General features: G+C 61.5%; 27 protein-coding genes. 6 read left to right on the top strand and 21 right to left on the bottom strand.

What is annotated here, in order from left to right:
• Window positions 1–1,116 (top strand): hypothetical protein (locus tag A7X97_RS10110; protein ID WP_218958784.1); only part of this gene is annotated, 1,116 nt, incomplete at its 5' end.
• A 7-nt stretch (window positions 1,117–1,123) separates the two neighbouring features.
• Here A7X97_RS10110 and A7X97_RS10105 read toward each other — a convergent pair.
• From A7X97_RS10105 to A7X97_RS10055, 12 genes are all read right to left on the bottom strand, one after another.
• Window positions 1,124–1,384 carry a hypothetical protein gene (locus A7X97_RS10105; RefSeq protein ID WP_040008368.1) on the bottom strand — a complete coding sequence of 87 codons (261 nt, stop codon included), beginning with the start codon at window positions 1,382–1,384 and terminating at the stop codon, window positions 1,124–1,126.
• Entirely contained in the window at window positions 1,371–1,730 is a 360-nt protein-coding gene (locus A7X97_RS10100) for a hypothetical protein (protein ID WP_083797396.1), read from the bottom strand. The genes A7X97_RS10105 and A7X97_RS10100 overlap by 14 nt, the downstream gene beginning before the upstream one ends.
• A gap of 74 nt (window positions 1,731–1,804) precedes the next feature.
• Window positions 1,805–2,386, bottom strand: a complete 582-nt coding sequence (locus tag A7X97_RS10095; RefSeq protein ID WP_040008370.1) for a hypothetical protein — start codon at window positions 2,384–2,386, stop codon at window positions 1,805–1,807.
• Window positions 2,387–2,870: 484 nt separating this feature from the next.
• Window positions 2,871–3,230: a hypothetical protein gene (locus tag A7X97_RS10090; protein WP_053451583.1), complete on the bottom strand. Its 360-nt coding sequence runs from the start codon at window positions 3,228–3,230 to the stop codon at window positions 2,871–2,873.
• A complete protein-coding gene (locus A7X97_RS10085) occupies window positions 3,220–3,435 on the bottom strand; it encodes a hypothetical protein (RefSeq protein ID WP_053451584.1) in 216 nt (71 codons plus the stop codon). The genes A7X97_RS10090 and A7X97_RS10085 overlap by 11 nt, the downstream gene beginning before the upstream one ends.
• Window positions 3,422–3,640, bottom strand: a complete 219-nt coding sequence (locus A7X97_RS10080; protein WP_053451585.1) for a hypothetical protein — start codon at window positions 3,638–3,640, stop codon at window positions 3,422–3,424. The genes A7X97_RS10085 and A7X97_RS10080 overlap by 14 nt, the downstream gene beginning before the upstream one ends.
• Before the next feature lie 338 nt (window positions 3,641–3,978).
• Window positions 3,979–4,203 carry a hypothetical protein gene (locus A7X97_RS21695; RefSeq protein ID WP_146260238.1) on the bottom strand — a complete coding sequence of 75 codons (225 nt, stop codon included), beginning with the start codon at window positions 4,201–4,203 and terminating at the stop codon, window positions 3,979–3,981.
• Between the two features lie 319 nt (window positions 4,204–4,522).
• Entirely contained in the window at window positions 4,523–5,077 is a 555-nt protein-coding gene (locus tag A7X97_RS10075) for a hypothetical protein (protein ID WP_008267180.1), read from the bottom strand.
• An 11-nt stretch (window positions 5,078–5,088) separates the two neighbouring features.
• Window positions 5,089–5,673 (bottom strand): ParA family protein, encoded by a 585-nt coding sequence (locus A7X97_RS10070; RefSeq protein WP_031421740.1) that lies wholly within the window; start codon window positions 5,671–5,673, stop codon window positions 5,089–5,091.
• 196 nt (window positions 5,674–5,869) lie between these two features.
• On the bottom strand, window positions 5,870–6,340 hold the full coding sequence (locus A7X97_RS10065) for a hypothetical protein (RefSeq protein ID WP_040008379.1): 471 nt from the start codon (window positions 6,338–6,340) through the stop codon (window positions 5,870–5,872).
• Window positions 6,337–6,582 (bottom strand): hypothetical protein, encoded by a 246-nt coding sequence (locus A7X97_RS10060; protein ID WP_008266668.1) that lies wholly within the window; start codon window positions 6,580–6,582, stop codon window positions 6,337–6,339. The genes A7X97_RS10065 and A7X97_RS10060 overlap by 4 nt, the downstream gene beginning before the upstream one ends.
• On the bottom strand, window positions 6,579–6,806 hold the full coding sequence (locus A7X97_RS10055; RefSeq protein ID WP_130519086.1) for a hypothetical protein: 228 nt from the start codon (window positions 6,804–6,806) through the stop codon (window positions 6,579–6,581). The genes A7X97_RS10060 and A7X97_RS10055 overlap by 4 nt, the downstream gene beginning before the upstream one ends.
• Before the next feature lie 133 nt (window positions 6,807–6,939).
• Here A7X97_RS10055 and A7X97_RS10050 point away from each other — a divergent pair, with 133 nt between their 5' ends.
• The gene (locus tag A7X97_RS10050; protein WP_008265185.1) at window positions 6,940–8,853 is read left to right on the top strand and encodes a type 4 pilus major pilin; all 1,914 of its coding nucleotides are present in this window, start codon (window positions 6,940–6,942) and stop codon (window positions 8,851–8,853) included.
• Between the two features lie 31 nt (window positions 8,854–8,884).
• On the opposite strand, the gene A7X97_RS10045 is transcribed toward A7X97_RS10050, so the two are convergent.
• Window positions 8,885–10,093, bottom strand: coding sequence for a restriction endonuclease (locus A7X97_RS10045; RefSeq protein ID WP_157635959.1), 1,209 nt, complete (start codon window positions 10,091–10,093; stop codon window positions 8,885–8,887).
• A gap of 76 nt (window positions 10,094–10,169) precedes the next feature.
• Here A7X97_RS10045 and A7X97_RS10040 point away from each other — a divergent pair, with 76 nt between their 5' ends.
• Window positions 10,170–10,952: a hypothetical protein gene (locus A7X97_RS10040; protein ID WP_040008391.1), complete on the top strand. Its 783-nt coding sequence runs from the start codon at window positions 10,170–10,172 to the stop codon at window positions 10,950–10,952.
• Window positions 10,953–10,973: 21 nt separating this feature from the next.
• Here the strand turns inward: A7X97_RS10040 and A7X97_RS10035 are convergent, their stop codons facing one another.
• The 3 genes from A7X97_RS10035 to A7X97_RS10025 form a co-directional block, all read right to left on the bottom strand.
• Window positions 10,974–11,474, bottom strand: a complete 501-nt coding sequence (locus A7X97_RS10035; protein WP_232281411.1) for a hypothetical protein — start codon at window positions 11,472–11,474, stop codon at window positions 10,974–10,976.
• A 74-nt stretch (window positions 11,475–11,548) separates the two neighbouring features.
• Window positions 11,549–11,932, bottom strand: a complete 384-nt coding sequence (locus tag A7X97_RS10030) for a hypothetical protein (protein WP_049441146.1) — start codon at window positions 11,930–11,932, stop codon at window positions 11,549–11,551.
• 1 nt (window position 11,933) lies between these two features.
• Window positions 11,934–12,752, bottom strand: coding sequence for a hypothetical protein (locus A7X97_RS10025; RefSeq protein ID WP_008265097.1), 819 nt, complete (start codon window positions 12,750–12,752; stop codon window positions 11,934–11,936).
• 106 nt (window positions 12,753–12,858) lie between these two features.
• On the opposite strand from A7X97_RS10025, the gene A7X97_RS22250 reads away from it, so the two are divergent.
• From A7X97_RS22250 to A7X97_RS10010, 3 genes are all read left to right on the top strand, one after another.
• Window positions 12,859–13,215, top strand: a complete 357-nt coding sequence (locus tag A7X97_RS22250; protein WP_031421721.1) for a helix-turn-helix domain-containing protein — start codon at window positions 12,859–12,861, stop codon at window positions 13,213–13,215.
• A gap of 27 nt (window positions 13,216–13,242) precedes the next feature.
• On the top strand, window positions 13,243–13,554 hold the full coding sequence (locus A7X97_RS10015) for a hypothetical protein (protein ID WP_146260237.1): 312 nt from the start codon (window positions 13,243–13,245) through the stop codon (window positions 13,552–13,554).
• Window positions 13,555–13,685: 131 nt separating this feature from the next.
• Window positions 13,686–16,292 carry an AAA family ATPase gene (locus A7X97_RS10010; RefSeq protein ID WP_245884980.1) on the top strand — a complete coding sequence of 869 codons (2,607 nt, stop codon included), beginning with the start codon at window positions 13,686–13,688 and terminating at the stop codon, window positions 16,290–16,292.
• 33 nt (window positions 16,293–16,325) lie between these two features.
• On the opposite strand, the gene A7X97_RS10005 is transcribed toward A7X97_RS10010, so the two are convergent.
• The 5 genes from A7X97_RS10005 to A7X97_RS09985 form a co-directional block, all read right to left on the bottom strand.
• Window positions 16,326–16,634: a hypothetical protein gene (locus tag A7X97_RS10005; RefSeq protein ID WP_040008394.1), complete on the bottom strand. Its 309-nt coding sequence runs from the start codon at window positions 16,632–16,634 to the stop codon at window positions 16,326–16,328.
• Complete coding sequence (locus tag A7X97_RS10000) at window positions 16,634–16,819, bottom strand: hypothetical protein (protein ID WP_008268538.1); 186 nt, start codon at window positions 16,817–16,819, stop codon at window positions 16,634–16,636. The genes A7X97_RS10005 and A7X97_RS10000 overlap by 1 nt, the downstream gene beginning before the upstream one ends.
• A 36-nt stretch (window positions 16,820–16,855) precedes the next feature.
• Complete coding sequence (locus tag A7X97_RS09995) at window positions 16,856–17,107, bottom strand: hypothetical protein (protein WP_040008397.1); 252 nt, start codon at window positions 17,105–17,107, stop codon at window positions 16,856–16,858.
• A gap of 474 nt (window positions 17,108–17,581) precedes the next feature.
• Window positions 17,582–17,956 carry a hypothetical protein gene (locus A7X97_RS09990; protein WP_040008400.1) on the bottom strand — a complete coding sequence of 125 codons (375 nt, stop codon included), beginning with the start codon at window positions 17,954–17,956 and terminating at the stop codon, window positions 17,582–17,584.
• The gene (locus A7X97_RS09985; protein WP_040008402.1) at window positions 17,953–18,192 is read right to left on the bottom strand and encodes a hypothetical protein; all 240 of its coding nucleotides are present in this window, start codon (window positions 18,190–18,192) and stop codon (window positions 17,953–17,955) included. Before A7X97_RS09985 ends, A7X97_RS09990 begins: the two co-directional genes overlap by 4 nt.
• Window positions 18,193–19,042: the final 850 nt, after the last annotated feature.

Raw genomic sequence — 19,042 nt, 5'->3', positions numbered from 1 at the left:
ACACCCCCCAGCCGTTCTGCGATCCAGGTGCTCGGCCTACGCAGAACGGCTGGGGGGTGTTCCGTGCTTGAGCTGTCCCCCTTCTTGAATGCCATTGCCCAAGCCGACGCCCCGCTGGAGGGCAAGGCCAACGGGTGGCAACGCAAGGCTGTTTTGGCCGAGTTCGGCAACGCCTGCGCCTTCTGCTCCGCTCCGCTGGACCTGTCCTCTCCAAAGTCATGGACGGCTACGTCACTGGTGCCCGCTCAACTGGGCGGCCCCGCTGGCGTTGTCGAAAACTGGGTGCCTGCCTGCCGTCCCTGCGCTGCTGCCAAGGGCCTGCGAGATGTGGTGAGCTGGTCGGAGTGGCAAGCGAAGGCGGCCCCTGACCGGGTGGCCCTGCTGCTGGAGCGTCGGCGATCTGCGTTGCTCTACGCGGAGAACCACTTCACCCCGTTGAGCCGTCACTCGAAGCGCGAGCGCGTGCTCTCCCATCTGTCGGCACGTTTCTCTAAGCCCCGCTTCAGGGTCTATGCCTGGTCGGGTGAGGTGGATGGGGAGAGGGTGGGTTTGGTGGGCTGGAGCACCCGGTCAGGCGATGCCTTGGCACTGAGCGAGGCCCTGCTGGCGTTACGACTGAGGGACGGGGGCGAGGTGCTGGCAGAGGGCCAGGTGATCCTTCTGCGAGTGCCGCCAGACGCGTTCCTAGGGGCCGTGTGGGCGCTCATTGAGGCCCATGGGATCGTCGTTGAGTTGGACGTGCCAGGCGGTGGTCCGCTCGATGTGGGCGACTGGAGGGAGTGCTGGCGCCACCGAGTGATGGACCCGGTGAGCAACCACAAGCGCGTCCCGATGACCGGAGGCCAGGCCCTGCCTCATGCCCCTAGAACGCTCTCCACCAATCCTGATTCGATTCGTCGGCTCGCCCAGCTGCAGGAGCGTCGGCGTGCTGACCGGTTGGAGGAAGCGGAGTTGCGGTTTCGAGAAGCGATGGCCCGGAAGACCAAATACTTGGAGCGGGTGAAGCGTGGGCTGGAGGCCCCGATGCCGTTGGAAGAATACCGCGCGTGGGCGGATGTGGTGCGGCAGCTAGGCGTGGCCTGGGCTCGGATGGTCACCGAGAGCCGGGAGCAGTAGTCACTGGTCAGACATGCAACGTGTTTTCGAAAATGTCGGATTCGGGGTCCGTTTCAATGGTCGTGCTGCCGTCCGCCTGGACCGTTACTGTCACCGTGACGTTTGGATTCTTATGCTCGGCGACATAGACACCAGGCTTGCCTGGCACGGGCTTGAGATCTGAGGGAGTGATGAGGATTCCGTGCATGATAGGGTCCATGCCCTGCTCAATATCTCTCTCGTCATCGCTGTAAACCGGGACATCGATCTTCGCTTCACCCTTCAGCATGTTCACTTCCTTTCCGTGGTGTGGTCTCGCGAGTATCCATGTTTCGGAACCACCCGGCATAAGGGGAGTTCTTCACCAGGTGCCGGTTCCAGTCCCTCTCCCCATCCGTCCACCACACCGGACCACGTTCGCCCAAGCCCCTCTTTGCGCTGTCCACGGCGCGCCGCGCGGCGGCGAGTGCTTCCCCATCCTGGTTGGCTTTTGCTGACTTCACGGCACGCCGGGCGTCCATCAGCTCGTGGACCAGTCGCTCCCTCTGCGGCTCGCTTAGGCCCGGGTTGGTGGTTCGCCAGAGGCGCCCTCGGACGATGAGGTAACGGCCGTCTGGGGTGGTAAGTGGAGTCATGGGGAAGAGTGTATGGGGCCAGCGGTGACGGGGGAGCAGACAAGAGAAGGACGGCCATTGATCCGCCCTTACTTTCAAGACACCTCTTCCTCTTCCACCTTTTTCAGCACCAGGTCCGGGTTGGCGCTGATGTAGCACTGGCCGTTTTCATCATCGATGGCGGCCCCCACCAAGCCCAGCTTGTGCGCCACCAGGGCCCGAACGCTTTGCAGGCCCCAGCCGTCGATCTGCTCATCCCAGGGGTCGCAACAGTCGCTATCGTCACCGCCGATGCTCTCATCGCAATCGTCGAACTCAATGGCGCGGCAAAAAACAAACTCAACGGTTTCATCGTCCAGGTCATAGCCCATCTCTGCCATGGCTTCCTTGCAGGCTTGCTCGGCCATGGTGAGGGTCAACTGGAGCTGTTCGCCATTCCTGCCCACCGCCCGGGTTCCTTCTTCCACGGCCAGCTTCATGTTCCACACCAAGTTGGCGGTGAGAAAATCGCAGTCGTCTGGGAGGCTGATCTGGTAACTGTGGGGCCCGAAATGCTGCTCTTCGCCATCCGAAAAGCAGAGGCCACGGATTTCAGAGGTTTGCCCATCAAAGGGCTCCAAGGGCTGGTCGGCCAGGTTGGCATTGCGGGAGCAGTGGTAGAAATGACGCATGAGCATGGCGGTTATCTTTTCTTTTTTGGGTCGGCGTCATAGCCCCCCCCTACAAATCCAGGTTACGACAGGACATAAAAATGTAAACCCTAAAACAACACATTTATTTGACTAAAGTGCAGAACTGACGGGCAACCGCAGAAAACCCAAAAACCCGAAACGCTTCACATTTCCCGCCCAGCACTGGGCCCGGCGGAAGCCGAGGCCCCACCTGCCTTTTCTCCACCACGCTTTTGCTTTGAGCCGCTTTTGCCGTTGCCTTCTCTCTCCTAGAGCTCAAAAGAACGCGGCCCGGGGCCGCGCCTGAAAAGCCCCCTCCGGGGAGGTTAGGACATGGGCCGGGGCTTCCGCCCCAGCCACCGCTCTACTATCCCCCAACCATCTACCCCTGCCCCCAGCAATGGGCACCTGCTCCTTTCGAAAGCATTTTCTCCGAACCCAAGTCATAAAAAAGGCGCCCCTCAGGCCGCCGTTTTTCCTTTCCATTTCTTCACCGGCTCTGCTCCAGGCACCGGTCCACCAGTTGCCGCATAGCCTCGCCCAACGAGATACCGGCAGCTCGGGCGTCTTCCACCAATCCGAAGGCCACCTCTTCAGACACCTTGGGATCGGGCAGCACCGCTCCGTAGCGCATCCCATCAGGCCCATGCTGGGCACGGACTCGGGGCCCGAACGGCTGGCGGATGTCGGCATGGGCGGCCACCAGGGCAGCAAGGGCGGCGGTGGGAGTAAGCCCCTTCTGGCGAGCTAGAGCCCGGAACTGAGCGACCTTGTCCGGGGCAATGCGAACCGTAGGCAACCGTCGCGAGGCCGGTTGCTTGGGTTGGATGGCGTAGAGGTTACCCGCCATAGGGTGTGTCCGGAAATAGGTTGCTCTTCCGCCTTTCCAAATCTTCTTTGTAGAGCCTGAGAAGCTCGCGGAAGTCAAAGACATGCGCATCGCTTTCAATCAGAACGTTGCATTCATCGACGTAGATCAGTTCTTTGTGCGGCCCAAGCAACCGGCGTGAGGCCGGTTGCTTGGATTGGATGGCATAGAGCTTAGGCATCTTCATCCTCGCCCTCCTGTCCGTAGGCCCAAACAAAACGCGTTTCATCCACGATGCGCATGTTGCGCCAGCCCAGTTTCTGCTCCAGATCTTCCATGCCGGCTTCGGCTTCGGCGAGTGTCGAGTATTCCGCGTTGTCGATGGACTCCCAGTTGCTGCCCCAGCTGTTGGTGGAGTAGTCGGCTTCGATGGTGAAAGTGTTGTTTTGCATGGCGGTTACCTTTTTGTCTTTTTCGGTCAGCGGTATTGCCTTCCTATGAATCCAGGTTACGACAGACCCAAAAAATGTAAACCACAAAACAACACATTTATTTGACTAAAGTATAGAACTGACGGGCAACCGCAAAAGACACAAAAACCCTGAAAAACCTCACATTTCCAGCCCAGCACTGGGCCCGGCGGAAGCCGAGGCCCCACCCGCCTTTCCTCCACAACGCTTTTGCTCTAGCCGCTTTTGCCGTTGCTCTTTCCACCCGCCGCCAGCCATAAAAAAGGCGGCCCATGGCCGCCTGTCTTTCACTGCCACCCGAGGGATGGCGTAGGACCTGCTCATAGCTCTGCAGCGATTTCCTCGTGATCCAACGCTTCGGAAACCTCGGCCAGGGTGGCATACCCGCAAAGACTGTCTTGGTATTTCCCGTCCGAAAGCTCCCACCGCGGCATGGCTTCGCAGTTGTTGGCGGCTTCCATTTTGACGTGGAGCCCAGCTTCGGAGAGTCGCAGTCCCAAACGGGCGGCGCGGTTTTCGAGGGTTTGACGACGAGGGGTTTTCATGATGAATCCTTGTTTGTTTTCGGGTCAGCGGTATTGCCTTCCTATGAATCCAGGTTACGACAGGGCATAAAAATGTAAACCCAAAAACAACACATTTGTTTGACTAAAGTGCAGAACTGACGGGCAACCGCAAAAGACACAAAAACCCTGAAACACCTCACACTTCCAGCCAAGCACGGGCCCGGCGGAAGCCGAGGCCCCACCCGCCTTTTCTCCACAACGCTTTTGCTCTAGCCGCTTTTTCCGTTGCTCTTTCCACCCGCCGCCAGCCATAAAAAAGGCGGCCCATGGCCGCCTGTCGTTCACTACCAACCTAGGGCTACCGTTGTTTCCTCGCCCGCCCCACGATGGCTTTCCGAACCTGTCTCCGCATTGGATCCAGGTCATCGGTTGCCGTGGTCACGACGAGGCGACGCTTGCTCTTTTTGAGCTCCTGGCAAGCCCAGGAAGCCAGCGCAATGAGCGCGGTGGTGAGAATCGGCTGTTCTTCCCCGGTGACGTCCTGAATCTGCTCCCGGAGCTTGGGCGGCACGGTGACCATCGTTCGCTCCACACGCGCCCCGTTCTCGTCGCGGTAGTCGAACATGGTGGAGTCGCGTCCCACGTCCAGATGAACCCTCTGGCCGTCCCGCAAGTAGGGCCGCTCTTCTTGGAAATCGAAGTAGGTCTTCCGCCCAGGCGCGTCCCCTGCAGCCACCATCAGCTCTGCCAGCTGCTCTTCGGAAAACTGGTCCAGATCAATGAGCGGCGCATACGTGCGTTGCGGCTTGGCGTGGACCACTTTCGCGGCCTTGGACAGGTCTTTGCGGGCTTTGGCAACGGCGTTCTTGGCGGGGGTCTTCTTGGCAGCCATGAGGTCCGGCAGGGGCAGCATTGGGATGTCCATCATGCATTCCCCCGGCCTGGGTTGGCCAATCTTTTTTGGATAGCCTGACCTACCCGCAATATATCTTCTCGGGCGTTAGCCACGCCCGCGCCGCGCATGGAAAAGACGGTCTCCCCCAGCTCATAGAAGCTTCCCAGCGCAGCGCGCTCGGGGATGACGATGGCCCCGGCCAGCTCCGGGTCTTCCAGCCGCCGGCGGTGTTCAGCCCGCTTGATGTTGACCCGGTTGGCCACCGGTAGGAAGGCCTTGCCCTGCTTCCGGAGGGTCTCGATGGTATGCAGGTAGACGACGTAACTCCCGCCGTCGAGCAGAGTGGGAACGATGTAGAGGTCGCCATCCGGAAGCTGATCTTTCACTGGGGCGCTGGGCGGCAGGTCTTGGATTTCCAAGTCGAACCCGGGGGAGGCCGAACGGCCCACGGTGAATGGGGTTTCGTCGGAAAGCGCGGCCCAGGCAACAGAACAGCAGTGCGGATCTCGGTCGTTCACCAAAACTCGGTGTTGGGAGGCGAAGAGCGCAGCAAGATTGAGCGAAAGCGTCGTTTTGCCAACGCCCCCTTTGAAACAACAGACGACGAGACGCATGATAGAGATCCTTTTATGGGTAGGTCATGCAACACACTAGGCTGCAAACCTAATCCCGCAAGGGCCTCTGCATCCAGAGGGTTTTCGCCGTGCAGACGTCCGGGATTCAGCGACCCAGGCCGCGGCGGGAGCCGTGGCCCTCCCCGCCCCTTCTCCCACGACGCCTTTCGGCGGCGAGTAGCCGCCGGCACGTGCTTCAAACCTTTTCAGCGACCGGTTGCTGAGTCTTGATGAACGCTGGGTGGTAGCGGTGAAGGTGGGTGTTCATCAAATCCGCGGTATGGCGTGCGAACCATGCCTGCATGGCCGGGCAAAGAACGGCCCCGCAGACCTCCGCCAGCGTTCGGCCTTCGTCCACCCGTCGCCGCTCCAGCTTCCCCGTGTGCCCCCGTCGCACCACGAACCGCTCCCCGATCCGAACCAACGGATTTGCCCCGGCGTCCATGAGCGCCTCCACCATCGCCGCATAGCGCGCCGCCAAGATCCGGTCCGACTGGATGGCCTTGGAATACATGACGCTCGCGACGGCCAACGCAGTGATGCCGGGATCGCCGGCCACGCCAGCGTCCAGGTCGGGCGTCCCCTTGAGTGTGTGGAGCCACCCATAAAACGCCAGCGGGTCGTTGGTTTGGATGGCCCTGATGAGGCTTTCGGTCCCGGCGCTCATTGCCCACTTCCCAAAACCCCGATGAGCACCAAGGCCACCAACGCGTAGAACGGCACCAGCATGATGCTCCACCACTGCCGGGATGCTTCCTGGGCCTTGCTGCCCTGTCGAACAGGAGCTGACACGCGATAGAGGCGCACCAGGGCGCGCCCAGCGGTGATGGGGTTGGCGACCAGGTCCTGGTAGAACACCGTGGTGCCCAGGAGACCGACAAACAGCAGGGCCATGTTCAAAAGGCTCATGCGAAGCGCTCCTCTTCCTTCTTCCAACGCCGCTCATGGCGGGCGCGGGTGGCCAAGCGCTGGATCCTGCGGTGCTTGTCGGCCAGCTGGTTGAGGCCATTGGTGCGGTCCAGGAACCGCGCGGCGGTGTGGAGTTGGAAATGCGCCAGGTCAGTGCTGGCAGGCTCGACGGGATGAATCTTCATGTCTTCACTCTCTTTTTGTGGATAGGTCGGCTTACCCATTAAACCGCTCCTTCACCACGATCCAACCACATCGCCAACCGATGTCAACCCATTGATTTGAAAGATTTTTGACTAAAATCAAGAACTGCCGTAAGGGCTTGTCAAAACGCGGTTGTGTCGCATGCTGAAATGCATGACACCGTATGCCCGCCCTCGCCGTTGTTTGCCCGCCCCCGGCTTTGGCCTGGTCGAGTTGCTGCTCGCATTGGGGATTGCCACCGCAATGGGGGCCGCCGCGTTCTGGGTCTACCCCCGCGTTACCACCCGGGTGAAGGTTGCGTCGGACGTCGAGAACGTTCGGGACCTGGCCAGCCGCGTTGATCGGTCCCATGGCGTCGTCGGCTCGTTCCGCGGCGTCAGCACGTTGAACGTGCTTGAAGATGGGCTGGCCCCCACCGACTTCCGCCAAGGCAGCGCAGCGACCATGAGCAACGCGTGGGGCGGCGCGGTGACCGTGGCCCCAGCCACGGTGCGCTTGGCAGGAGATGCCTTCACCGTGGGGCTGTCCGGGCTTCCTGCCCGGGCCTGCGTGCCGTTCGTCTCAGCCGTGGCCGGCGACGCGAACGTGCGGGACGTGATCGTGGGCAACACCAGCCTTCTGCTGAGCAACCGAGGGAGCTTGGACGTCCCCGGGTTGGGATTGGCGTGCGGGGCCGATGGGGCCGTGGTCGAGATCGTCTATTACTCGGGCATGGTGGCCGGCTCGTCGGTCGCCGTGGTGCCCACGCTTCCCCTGCCATCCGCGCCCGCCGTCCATGGCCCCTCAACGCCACCCCCGGCTGGACCCGTTTCTAGCGCGCCCAGCGTCAGCGATGCGGTGCCAGGCGTTGCTGGGAGCGTGCCGCCGGGCCCTGGCGTTGCGCCTTCCCCGGCGGTTCCGCCGCTTCCTGTTGCGCCCAGCGTTCCGGTGCCTCAGCCGCTCCCAACGCCGGTCCCCACCCCGGCTCCGCCGGCCTTGGTGCCGTGCCGGCAATCGGAAAGCTCGGCGGCCCGGGCGAGCTGTCCGGCGGGCACGTGGGGCACAGAGACGGTGCGCACGCGCCAGGTCTGCGCTCCCGGCGACGTGGATCCAAACTCAGACGCCGCGTGGGAGCATCCCGAGGCGTGGGTTCAAGCCCAGACGGTGGCGGCCGTGACGACGAGGGATTGCCAGGCCTGCCCTGGAGCCGCCCAAGAGGAACGGGATCAATGGCTGCCCACTTCGCAAGCCTGCCCGTCGGGTCAAACCGGCACGCACACCTGGGAACGGCAGCAGGTGCGGTCGAGGGACGTATTCACCCATTGCCCGTTCGGCACCACGACCCTGCCCGGGCCCACTTACGGCGGCTGGTCCCACTGGGTGGATACCGGGTCTCGTCGCTACGAGGTCAACACGTGCAAGCCCACGGCCGCTCGCTGCAGCGATGGCAGCTTGCAGGTTGTGGCATGGCACTCCGCCGATTGGCAGGACGTTCCGCCCCCCTCGGGTTCGAGTGGCATCTCCTACTGGTATCCCGACGCGGTGGTGCGCCTGACGCCAGCGGAGAAAGCAAAGCTGGACTGGGCCATCGCCAACGTGCCCATCCACCGGGTGGAGACGCCCGCACCGATGCCCGGCAACTGGCCCGCCAACGTGAGCGAGTCGGCTTTCTATGAAGAGCAATGCAACGCGCTTTCGGACGCGGGGAACATCCGCTACGCCTACTCTTACGATTTTGAGTGCGTCTCCAACATGGGCATGCATTACTGCGACTACAACTGGACCAGCGGCGGCACGTCCTTGGCCGTGTGCCGGCAAGCGTGCGCGTCCGACCTAGTGGGCAAGAGCAACAATCCCTATCGCTGGGAGTGGCCCGAGTCGTCCGTGGTGGCTTCGACGCCCTACACCACCTGCACGGGCCAGCCCGGATGCACGCCCAACGGCGGGTTTGGCACCCAGCAAGGGCTGCCTGCGTGCAACGAGCACAACGTCGGCCAGACCGTCGTGTTCAACTGGTATCGGCAGTTCTACAACCCAGTGCGGGTGGACTACCAGGTGCTGACGCTGACATGCAGAGGGCCTAGCTGATGTGCCGGGGACCATCGTCCCCGCCCATAGGTCAGTCGCAGAGATCAAACCTCAACGGCTTGCCATCCCACCGACCATACAGCTCGCCACTCCCCCAATAGCTGACCCGGCCTTCGCTTTCGCGCCGAATCGCTCTGAACACGCCGTTTCCCGGTGTCTGGTCGACCAAGCTCCCATCAAGCACCGGGAGAACATATCCAACCAGGCCATCCGGCGGAGTTGCTTGAGAAGGGATTGGTAAAAGGAGAGCACCTGTCGGCGTTTCTCGAAGAACGATGCAGAAGCACGGGTAGCTGAAGCTCTTCCAGGAAAAGACCAGCGCAGGATGCGTGCCTCGGGAACGAATCTCGTCGAGCAGCGGGCCGAGCGAAGTCATTGCTAGCGCCCTGGCCTTCGCCTTCATGGCCTCTTGGCTTGCCTCCTCGCACCAAGATGCAACGTCCGATGAGTCGGCGAGGATCAGGTCCTTATTTCGGCTAGCAAAGCGCTTGGCGACGTTTCTGTAGCGAGACGTAGTAACAAACAACCCGCCCGCCTTCTCCCGCAGGCTATGCGCCTCAAGGGCTGCCACTGCATCAAGATCTATAGGACGATGCTTGGCGTAACGCTTCGCTTGCACCAGCGTGAGGGCATCCCCCAAAGGGGATTGAATCCACATTCGGACATCCACGCCTTCATCGGCGCTGCCCGGTCCGATCTGAGTCCGCCAGCCTCTGGCCGTGAACACGCTGCTGATCAGCTCTTCGAACGCACGGGGACTCAGCCGATACAGGTCATCTGGGCGCTTCGAAAAATATTCGTAGATATCGCCGGAAACATCCGCCGTATCGGCCTCGATCAGCCGACAGGTCCACCTCCAGCGAGCCCATTCGTCGAACCTCTTCTGAAGGTCGGACTCCTGGTCAATGAGGTAGTAGCCGGCGGTGACGTGGTCATCTAGCTCAATGAATACACCGATGGACTCCAATGCCGCGTAGAGCTCCTCGGCCTCGTCCATCCCTTCATTCAAGCAGCGCCCCACCATACCTTCGGACCAGAGGGTCAAAATGGAAGAACCCTCACCCGGCTCAGTGTCGTAGTGATCAAGTGGATCCTTGTGCCCAGAATCACCCCACAGGTCGTGGCGCTCTGCCCATGACTCGGTGATCGCCTTGGCTTGGGCAACCACATCCTCCAGCTCTTGATCCGGCTTGGCCCTTGACTTTCGAGCACCCTTGATACTTTTAGATGAAGTTGCCACGACATATCTGCCGTCCGATAAAGTTGGAACGTATACTCCGCCCAACCGACATCTTTTTCCACATCCTCGGACGCACATGACAATCCTTTTCTTGATTGCGCTAGCCCTTGCGATCCCTACCAGCGGCCTATCTCTACTGGTCTACGGTGCAGTATTTGTAGGGAAAGCCATCCTTAAAGCTAAAGTAAGGATGCAGGAGGCCAACAAGAACATCGCCTTTAAAGCGATTGACAGCGAGGGCCCGAAGAACCTTCCCTCTTGGGTTAAAAACGAGGATCGGCGAGATGAGTTTGTCAGCGCGCTGCTGATGATGGCTCAGCGAAGAGGAGTTCCGGAGGCTTACTTGGGCGTGATGCTCAACACTCGGCAGTCTCTAGAAATCCTGTTGGGCTTCGCAGCAGAGATGGAGAAGAACGGCGCCTCTTTCGTGGAGCAGCAGTCCGGCAGCATCGATTTCGTCTGCCAGATGTGGGATCGCTTGGACGCAGCAAACAAAGCTAAGTTCGCAAACATTGATCTGACAGAAGAACAGTATCGCAGCCTCCACACGCCAATCGAACGCCGACTCCCCATCAACGCTCCGAGGCGCAACGATGCCCGCACTACCCAAATGATCGAATGGGCAATCGAGACTCTTGGCAAAGAGCCAAGCGTAATCGGAACCGCCTACGACGAGATTTCCTACAGCGCAGTGGTCAGCTACGTTCATGAACGCAAATGCACGATCATTACGCGAGTGGCAAAGCCCTACGGCGACTGGCTTGAGTTCCAAACGAACGTGCGTGGTCGGTCCTATCAAGTCACACTGGGAATGACACACGAAGGACACGGTTCGGTGCTCACCTCTCATCCCGCCTAAGATGTCAGTCCATGCGCTGGCTCATCGGGCGTCCGGCAGGGCCGTTCTATCCCACGCCCGCTTGACCCACCCGAACACTACGGCCAGCACGCCGATCAACAGCACGCCCCAGAGCCAAGCCAAGTAAAACGCTGCGGTAGCGATCTCCCCAAGCTGGGGATGCTCCGCATACTTGAACCCCAGAACGGCGGCCGCCACCACCGTCACCACGCCCAATCCGCCCCCGAGCAGCGCCCCTTTCAGGAAGCCGTGCTTCCGAAAATACGGCATCCGCCCCGTTCGGACGTGCCAGTCCCAGAGCCGCTGAGCCCGGAGATGGAGCGCCAGGCAAAATGCCAAAAACGCGAAGACGAGCGCACCGGGCACACAACAGACCACGCCGATGAAGAAGTCGCGCTTCATCACCTCCAGGCCGGCCGCCAGCCCAACCAGGCCCAACGGGCCCAAGATGACGCTAGGGAGGATCAGCGCGGATGGGCCCGGCGGCGCATACACAACTTGCTGCGGCGGATAGCGGTTCATATGGTCCTCCCCTGTTGGATGGCTGCACGCTTGATCGGGACCGGCGTGCAGTCAAGCGGCGGACTGCGGCCCGTTTAGCCCGCAGACGTCCCTTCGTCGGTCACTTCGACCACTTGCCAGCCCTCGCCCTGCGGGCGGAACAGTGCACGCAGCTTCGGCTTGAGGGTGCTTGGCTCGGGCTTGGTGGGCTGGCCACCGATGGACCCCTGCGCTTTTACCGACCCGCCCACCATGCATTCTTGATCCCCATTGGGCTTCTTCTCGCAGTCGAGATCCAAGCCGCCCGCGTCGGTCACTTCGAACCGCCAAGAGCGCTGGAGGGTTGCCTGCCTCCCCTGCTCGGTGAAAAAGCCTTCCACGACCTTCACCCCGTCCTCCTTCGTGGGGCCCTTGTCGCCAGAGCAGGCCGTCAGGGTCAAAAGTGCCGCTGCTGCGGCCACGATCATTGCGTGCTTCATGTCATGCGTCCTTGTCTTTGGAAGGAGTGATGCCGATGATCTGGGTCTTGTAGCCGATCTCCAGCCGGTCGATTTGGAGAACGATGTCGGGCAGGCCGTTGGGCTTCAACCTGCCCTCCACGACCTTGAAAAAGATTCGATCTCCCGTGGCGTCGCGCCCCACCCGTCGCAGCTCGGCCGCGTCTTCCGGCCTCAATCGCAGCGCGGCGTGGTAGCGCCCGCCATGCTCGACCCCGACCACCGCACTCCCCTTGCCCAACGGCGAAGCGCCGATAACAGCCGTCGGAAGAAAGTCAGGCGAACGGGGATACCAGTCGTGGTTCATGACCAGCACGTAGGCGTGGAGAATGTTGGTGCTGGGGTCGATCTCCACGTCGATGTAGGGCCGCAGGTAGAACGCGTCGGTGGAGGCGATCTGCCGCGCCTTGGCCTCAAACGCAGAGGCCCGGTCGCCCTGAAGGCCTACGCGTTTGAACTGGTGCCCCCATGAGCCAATGCAGTGGGTTCGCATCGCCGGTGCCAGGGCAGCGCCGGCCTTGGCCTGGGCAAAGAGGTTGTCTTCGCACATGCCGAAACCGGCCGACGCGGTGGCCGCCAAGCCCCACCGGATCCGGGTGTAGCCGTCGAGCACCGGAGGGTCGCCGTCGTCCCAGTAGGTGCCGGCAGGTTCTAGGTAACGCTTAGTCGCAGGCGCGGATGCGGCATCTTTCCCCGCCTGCATCAACCCCTTGCTAATCCTTCCCAGAATGCCGTCCTGAGCAGTGGCGGCCCCGCTGGACAACGCCAGGCACACGGCCACGGCTGCAATCGCTTGCTTCATCCATCCCCCTGATCCCGGCCACCATGGCCTTATTTGCCATTTTGGCAAATGCGGTGCAGCATGGGAAGCGGCAGACTTGGGGATTGTTCCCGGTTCGTGATCGCCCATGCCTGCCCCTCTCGCCCCAGCTCACACGTTTGGCCGCCGCTTGCGCGAGGCCCGGCTGGCCAAGGGCCTGACGCAAGCACAGTTGGGGGCCGTGCTTGGGTTGGACGAGGAAAACTCCGCCGCTCCCAGGGTTTCTCGTTACGAGAGAGGAGATCGCGTGCCGGATCCTGCAACGATGGAAAAGCTGGCCCAAGCACTTGGCATGCCGGTCGCCTATTTCCATGCCACAAATGATCTAGTGGCAGAGACGTTGCTGGTGATGTCGCGGCTTGAACCCGAACAGCAGCGAGAGCTGCTGACGAAGGTGAGGGATTACGCCCAGAGCCGTGGCGTGGCTATCGATCCTCCCGAGTAGCGACAACGATCTCAGGGAAGAGAAGACATGCTGAAACGACTTCGACGCTGGTGGCTGCCGCAGCATGCGCCAAGCCCTATGGCGCCGGAGCAGTTGCAGGCGCTGATGGACATCAACCTGCTAGAAATCCAGTTGGCGGCATTGGACGCCCTCAAGTCCTCGACGCCAGCCGCGGAAGCGGCCAGACTGCGATCCCATGCTTGGCTCGCGTCGGTGCGTGGGCAAGGCCCGGTCGGGACGCCGAACTGGAGCGAACTGCGGGCTGAAGCGCGAGCACTGAACCGTGATTTGGCGGCCGCCCTGGCTGCCTCGCACGTCGCTGCGCCTTCTGACATGTGAGACGTGCGTATCGCTGAAATGCTCCCCTTCCTACGACGATCACCGACTTGCCTCTAAATGTGACCCGCGTCACTATTGAGGAAGGGGGACGGAGCCTTCCTGGCTACCGCCAATCACTAGGGAAGTGACCGATGGCAAAGAAGGACGGGGCTACCGCGCCCACGACGCTCGAAGACTGGTTGAATAGCCGCCCAAGCTGGTTGCGCATGGCGGCAGCCACGGTCATCGAGCACCGCCGCATGCCGACCGAAGAAGAGATGGAGGCGCTGGCAAATCACTGCCTGGCCGACGCGGCGAAGACGCTGGACGCTCCCCACCCTGCTTTGGCACCGGGAACCATCTTGGGGACGCCCACCGCCGCTGAGCTTCGCATCGACTCGGTCTCCTCCATCCGCGGCGTCAATGCCCTTGGCGAGGACGCGGCATTGGATCTCAGCCAAGGCCACATGACCGTGGTCTACGGACCCAACGGGGCCGGCAAATCGGGCTACGCCCGTTTGATGAAGCACGTTTGCGGCGCGCGGGCCAAGGGATCCATCCACGGCAACGTGTTCAAGCAGAACCCGGCTGCCGCCTCTGCTCTGATCAAAGTCACGGCGACGCGAGCCGACGGCACCACTTCGCCTGCCGATCTCACTTGGCAAGCATCCGACGGCCCCCACGCGACATTGAAAGCGGTCCCGGTCTTCGACTCAGCCACAGCGCTGGAGTTCGGAGACAGCGCCACCACCGCCACCCATCTTCCCCGGGCGATGCGGTTCGTCGGGATGCTCATCAAGATCTCCGATGACTTGGCCACCCAGTTGAAGGCCCGCGCGGCCAAGCTCACCAGCAAACTGCCCATCATCCCGGAAGACCATGCGCAGAGCAGCGCTGCAACGGTCCTCCGGAAGTTGACGGCGAAACTGACCGAAGAGGAGATCAACCAGCGTTGCGCGTTCCCCGCTGCACTGAACGATGAGCGTTTGGCACTGGAGACCGCGCTGGCCCAGGCGAACCCTGAAGTGGCCCACGCCAAGGCCGTCGGAGAGCTGGAACGCTTGTCGCAGATGGCCACAAGCGTCTCGGCGTTGAGGGAGAGCTTGAGCGACGAGAAGGCCCAAGCCCTCTTGGATGCCCGCAGCAATGCAGAGGTCAAGCGCCAGGCCGCCACCGCCTATGCCACGGCATTCCTCAACGGGTTGCCGCTCAAGGGCATCGGAGACGCCGTGTGGCGAACCCTTTGGGACGCTGCAAAAGCGTATTCGACAGGTCTTGCCTACCGTGACCACCCTTTCCCCCACGTTGGGGACGAATCCCGTTGTGTCCTCTGCCAGCAACCGTTGGGAGACGACGGCAAGGCCCGCTTGGCCAGCTTCGAGAGCTATCTCAACGACACCCTGCAGACAGAAGCCAAGAGCGCGGAAGACGCGCTGACGACGCTGAAGAAGGCATTGCCCAGTCCTCTCACCGATGTCGCCTGGCAGGCCCAGTGCGCTGCTATTGGCTTGGAAGCCCCCCAAGCCGCTGAGCTGCTTGAGGCCATCCATGCGAGGTTGAAAGCCATGGCCGGGGCCACGACGGCTTCGGCGGTGGAGTGGTCGGTGTGGACCAACGCCTACGATCAGAAGGTCAAGACAACCACCGCTGATCGCGACGCGCTGGCGGGCTTGCTGGACCCGATGGGGCGGAAGGAGAAGGAAACCCGCCTAGCAGAGCTGAAAGCACAACAGTGGCTGTCGGAGCAGCGCGATGCGGTATGGGCCGACGTGATCCGCCTCAAACGCGTGGGAACGGTGGAGGCCGCTGTCCGGTCCACCTCAACCAGCCAGTTGACGACCAAAAGCAATGACATCGGCGAATCGGAGTTGGCCAAGGGCTATTGCGACCGCTTCAATGCCGAGTTGCAGGCGTTGGGCGGTCATTCGCTGCCCGTCCGCATGTCGTATCGATCCCAAGGTAAAGGGGCGTTCACCTTCTACGTTGAGCTGAAGGACGCGCAAGGTGCCCAGAAGAATCGTGAAATCCTGAGCGAGGGGGAGCAACGCATTGTGGCGTTGGCGGCCTTCCTGGCCGACGCGACGGGCCTTGAACGGGGCATGCCCGTGATCTTCGACGACCCCATTTCCTCCCTGGACCAGCGCTTTGAGGAGGCGGTCGCCAAACGACTGGTGGATCTGGCCGAGCATCGCCAGGTGATCGTTTTCACGCATCGGCTGTCTCTAATGGTTCTCCTGCAGAACGCCTCGAAGCAGCGGGCCAACCTCGATCAGTCTACGGTCAAGGTCGCGGTTGAATCGATCGCCCGCGATGGAAGCAGGACCGGCATGCCGGCGCAGATCAATACGTTCTCTCTGAAGCCACAATCCGGCTTGGGACAAATGGTCAGCAGCATCGGACAGCTCAAGAAGCTCGATCCGCCGCTGAAAGAGCTTGCCCTGAAGGCCGCCTGCAGCAACTTCCGAATCTTGGTTGAGCGCTCTGTAGAGGACGAACTTTGCTCTGGCGTCATCAACCGCTACCGGCGCGAGATCAACACGCTCAACAAGCTACAGCGGCTCAGTGCAATCACCCCAGCAGACTGCGCACTGATCGACGGGATGATGACGAAGTATTCGGCATTCGAGCACTCCCAACCCACCGACACCCCCAGTTGGCTTCCGGGTCCGGACGAACTGCTAAAGGACGTTCAAGACATGCTCGAATGGTGCAAGGAGTTCGGTAAGCGAGCGGAAACCGCGGCGAAACCCAAGGCGTAGCCCTGGCCACCCGTTACTGCGTGCTCAGGTTCATCAGAAGCGCCGCTTGCCAGCGCTTCCCACAGCAGGTGGCAGCGCTTGATGCAACTCGTGCGCGCGAAGAAACGCGTGCAGCCACTCTTCGGCGTCCTTGACGCCCGTCAGTTCCCGAATCACCACCCCGGCCATGCAATCCCCAGGGACGGCAAACAGGTCGTCGTTCAGATCGCTGCTGGACAGAGGGGTATGGAAATCGGCCCCCTCTTGGAACGCCTGAAGCAGGTGCTGCCGGGCAAGAGGATCCCGGCGTGCCGCCCATGCGAGGCGAACGAGCTCCGACGATGGCCAGGGTGCGGGGGTCATCAGAACTCGTAACCGTCTGGCACGCCCGAGGGGATGCCCTGCATGGGGCCCGAGTAGCCCACCTGCTGAACCAGGTTCTGGGCGGTTTGCGACATGCGATCCAGGCGTTCTGGGACTTGGTCCAGGGCGAACAGAACCATGCCAAAAAGGGCGATGTTGAGCAGTTTGTTGAAAAGTTTTCGCACGAGCGGGGTCCTCCGTGGTTGTCAGGGGTTCGGGTTTCAAAAAAGCTGGTGGTGTTGGGCGATGCCGAACAAGCAAAGCGCCCAGGTGGCCGCAATCGCTGCAGGGGCCAGGCAGAGCGACACGCCGAGGGCAATGTCCGACAGCTTGGCCTTGGGGTCGGTCACCATCTCCCATCCCAGCTTGGCCGCCCCCATCCCCGACATGGCGTCGAACAGGAATCGCAGGAGGGCTGCGGTGGTGGCGAAGGTGGACCGGGCGGGCGCTTGGGTTTGGCTGCGGGTATTCATCAGAGCGCATCCAATCGATCAGCAATGGCCAATCCGGCGACCAATCCAGCCAAGAGGCAAAAAGCAAAGAACGTCAACATGGGGTTTCCTTTGGTTAAAGAGCATCAGCGCTCTTCTCTGATCTCAAAGTAAAAGAAAACCAACTTTTCGCAATAGATTGACCCTACATTTTTATGACTAAAACACAAAACTGACGGGGAAAAGCAGAAAACACAAAAACCCTGAAACACCTCACATTTCCAGCCCAGCGTCGGGCCCGGCGGAAGCCGAGGCCCCACCTGCCCTTCCCCCAATGCGCTTTTGCTTTGAGCCACTTTTGCCGTTGCCTTCTCTCTCCTAGATCTCAAAAGAACGCGGCCCGGGGCCGCGCCTGAAAAGCCCCCTCCGGGGAGGTTAGGACATGGGCCGGGGCTTCCGCCCCAGCGTCCGCGTGGCTGTCCTTGGCCCCATGCCCGCAAAAGGCAGTCCGATTCGTCAGGCGCTGGCTTGGATGCATCGCCAGACCAACTGGCGAACGGCTTCTGGCTGACGAATGCCGATTCGGTTGGCGTCGATGAGCAGGGCCATGGCGACCTGGGGAGCCACCTGCACACTGGGGAGCGCGGTTTTGTAGCGCTCTCGCCCCTTCGCCGCCTCTCCGGTCCAAGGCGTGGGGCGTCGAGGGGAAAACGGTTCTCGAATCTGGGCGTGTTGCTCGATGAGCTGGGCCAGTGCAGCGCGCATGCTCAGGCCTTGCGCGGCGGCCAGGGCTTGAAACGCGGCTTTGCTGGGCGCGTCAATCCACGTTTCGTGGATGGTCTCCACAAGTGGCATGTTGTTCCGCTTGGGTTGTAGCGTGTAGCGGCTCATCCGCTCCTCCTCTTCTCCTTCAGGTCTGCTCTTACATACAACCCCGAATCCATAAAAACGAGGGCCATCTCGCGAAACGAAACGCCCGCCGGAAACTCTTGACTCCAGACCACAATCCCATCTTTGAGGTAGCTGTATTCCTGGCGAGTCACTACGCCAAAGCCATCTTCTGAGTCGCACATGTATTTGACCCGGTGGCGGTAACCGGCGTTCTCGATTTCAATCAACTCTTTCATTCGAACCCTGCTTGTGAGGGCCAGAGGACGTAGCGCCTTCTCATGCGGTCCTCCGGCTGGGCTTGGCCATCCATCCTTGGGCGGCCGCTTCTTCAGCGGTCAGCAACGCGGAAGTGCCCAGGAAACGCGTGAGCTGGTAATGGCCGATGGTGTGGGGATACCGCTGGAGGTGGGCGTGCATGTCCTTGTCGAAGTAGCACGTGGACCCAGAGCGGCGTTGATAGGCGAAATAGCGGCGGCGACGCGTTGCTGGGGGTTTCATGCAGCCCCCCCGCAATCGTCGCAACGCTGCATTTCTGCCGGATACGTTGAGAAGGGGTAGGCCCCTTTCTGCCCCACTTCCCCGCAGCACCCGCACTGCATGAGCCCCCGGGCGGTTTGGCAAATCGCGACCTCCGGGCCTTGCCAAACCACGCCGACCACCACGGCTTCCCAGGAGCTGCCGCTCCGGGCAACCACAGTGAGCCTGTCGCCGTTCCGAACATTCGGGGCGGGCACCCGGGCGCCCCATTCGCCCGACTTGAGTTGGAGGGGCCTGGCGTGGTGGTGGGCCATTAGAAGACCCCCCGATAACCAAGGGCAACAAAGCCTGACCGGCCAATAGCGCAAGCAATCATTAGAAAACCTTTGAAGAGGGGGCATTCCCTCACTACCCACTCAAACTAAGCCCCCTCAAAAAAATCGCAATACTTTCACCCTACGTTTTATCGACTAAATATCAAAACCGCCATAAGGGCCGCAGATCGCCGGAAAACTTGAACCGCAGCACATTTCCCGCCCAGCACCGGGCCCGGTGGAAGCCGAGGCCCCACCCGCCCTTTTTCCAACGCACTTTAAAAGAACGCGGCCC

Origin of the sequence: Stenotrophomonas sepilia, assembly GCF_003244875.1 — a bacterium.
GTDB lineage: Bacteria > Pseudomonadota > Gammaproteobacteria > Xanthomonadales > Xanthomonadaceae > Stenotrophomonas > Stenotrophomonas sepilia.
The sequence above is the reverse complement of the archived record's forward strand: the minus strand, read 5'-3'. Positions and strand labels throughout refer to the sequence as shown.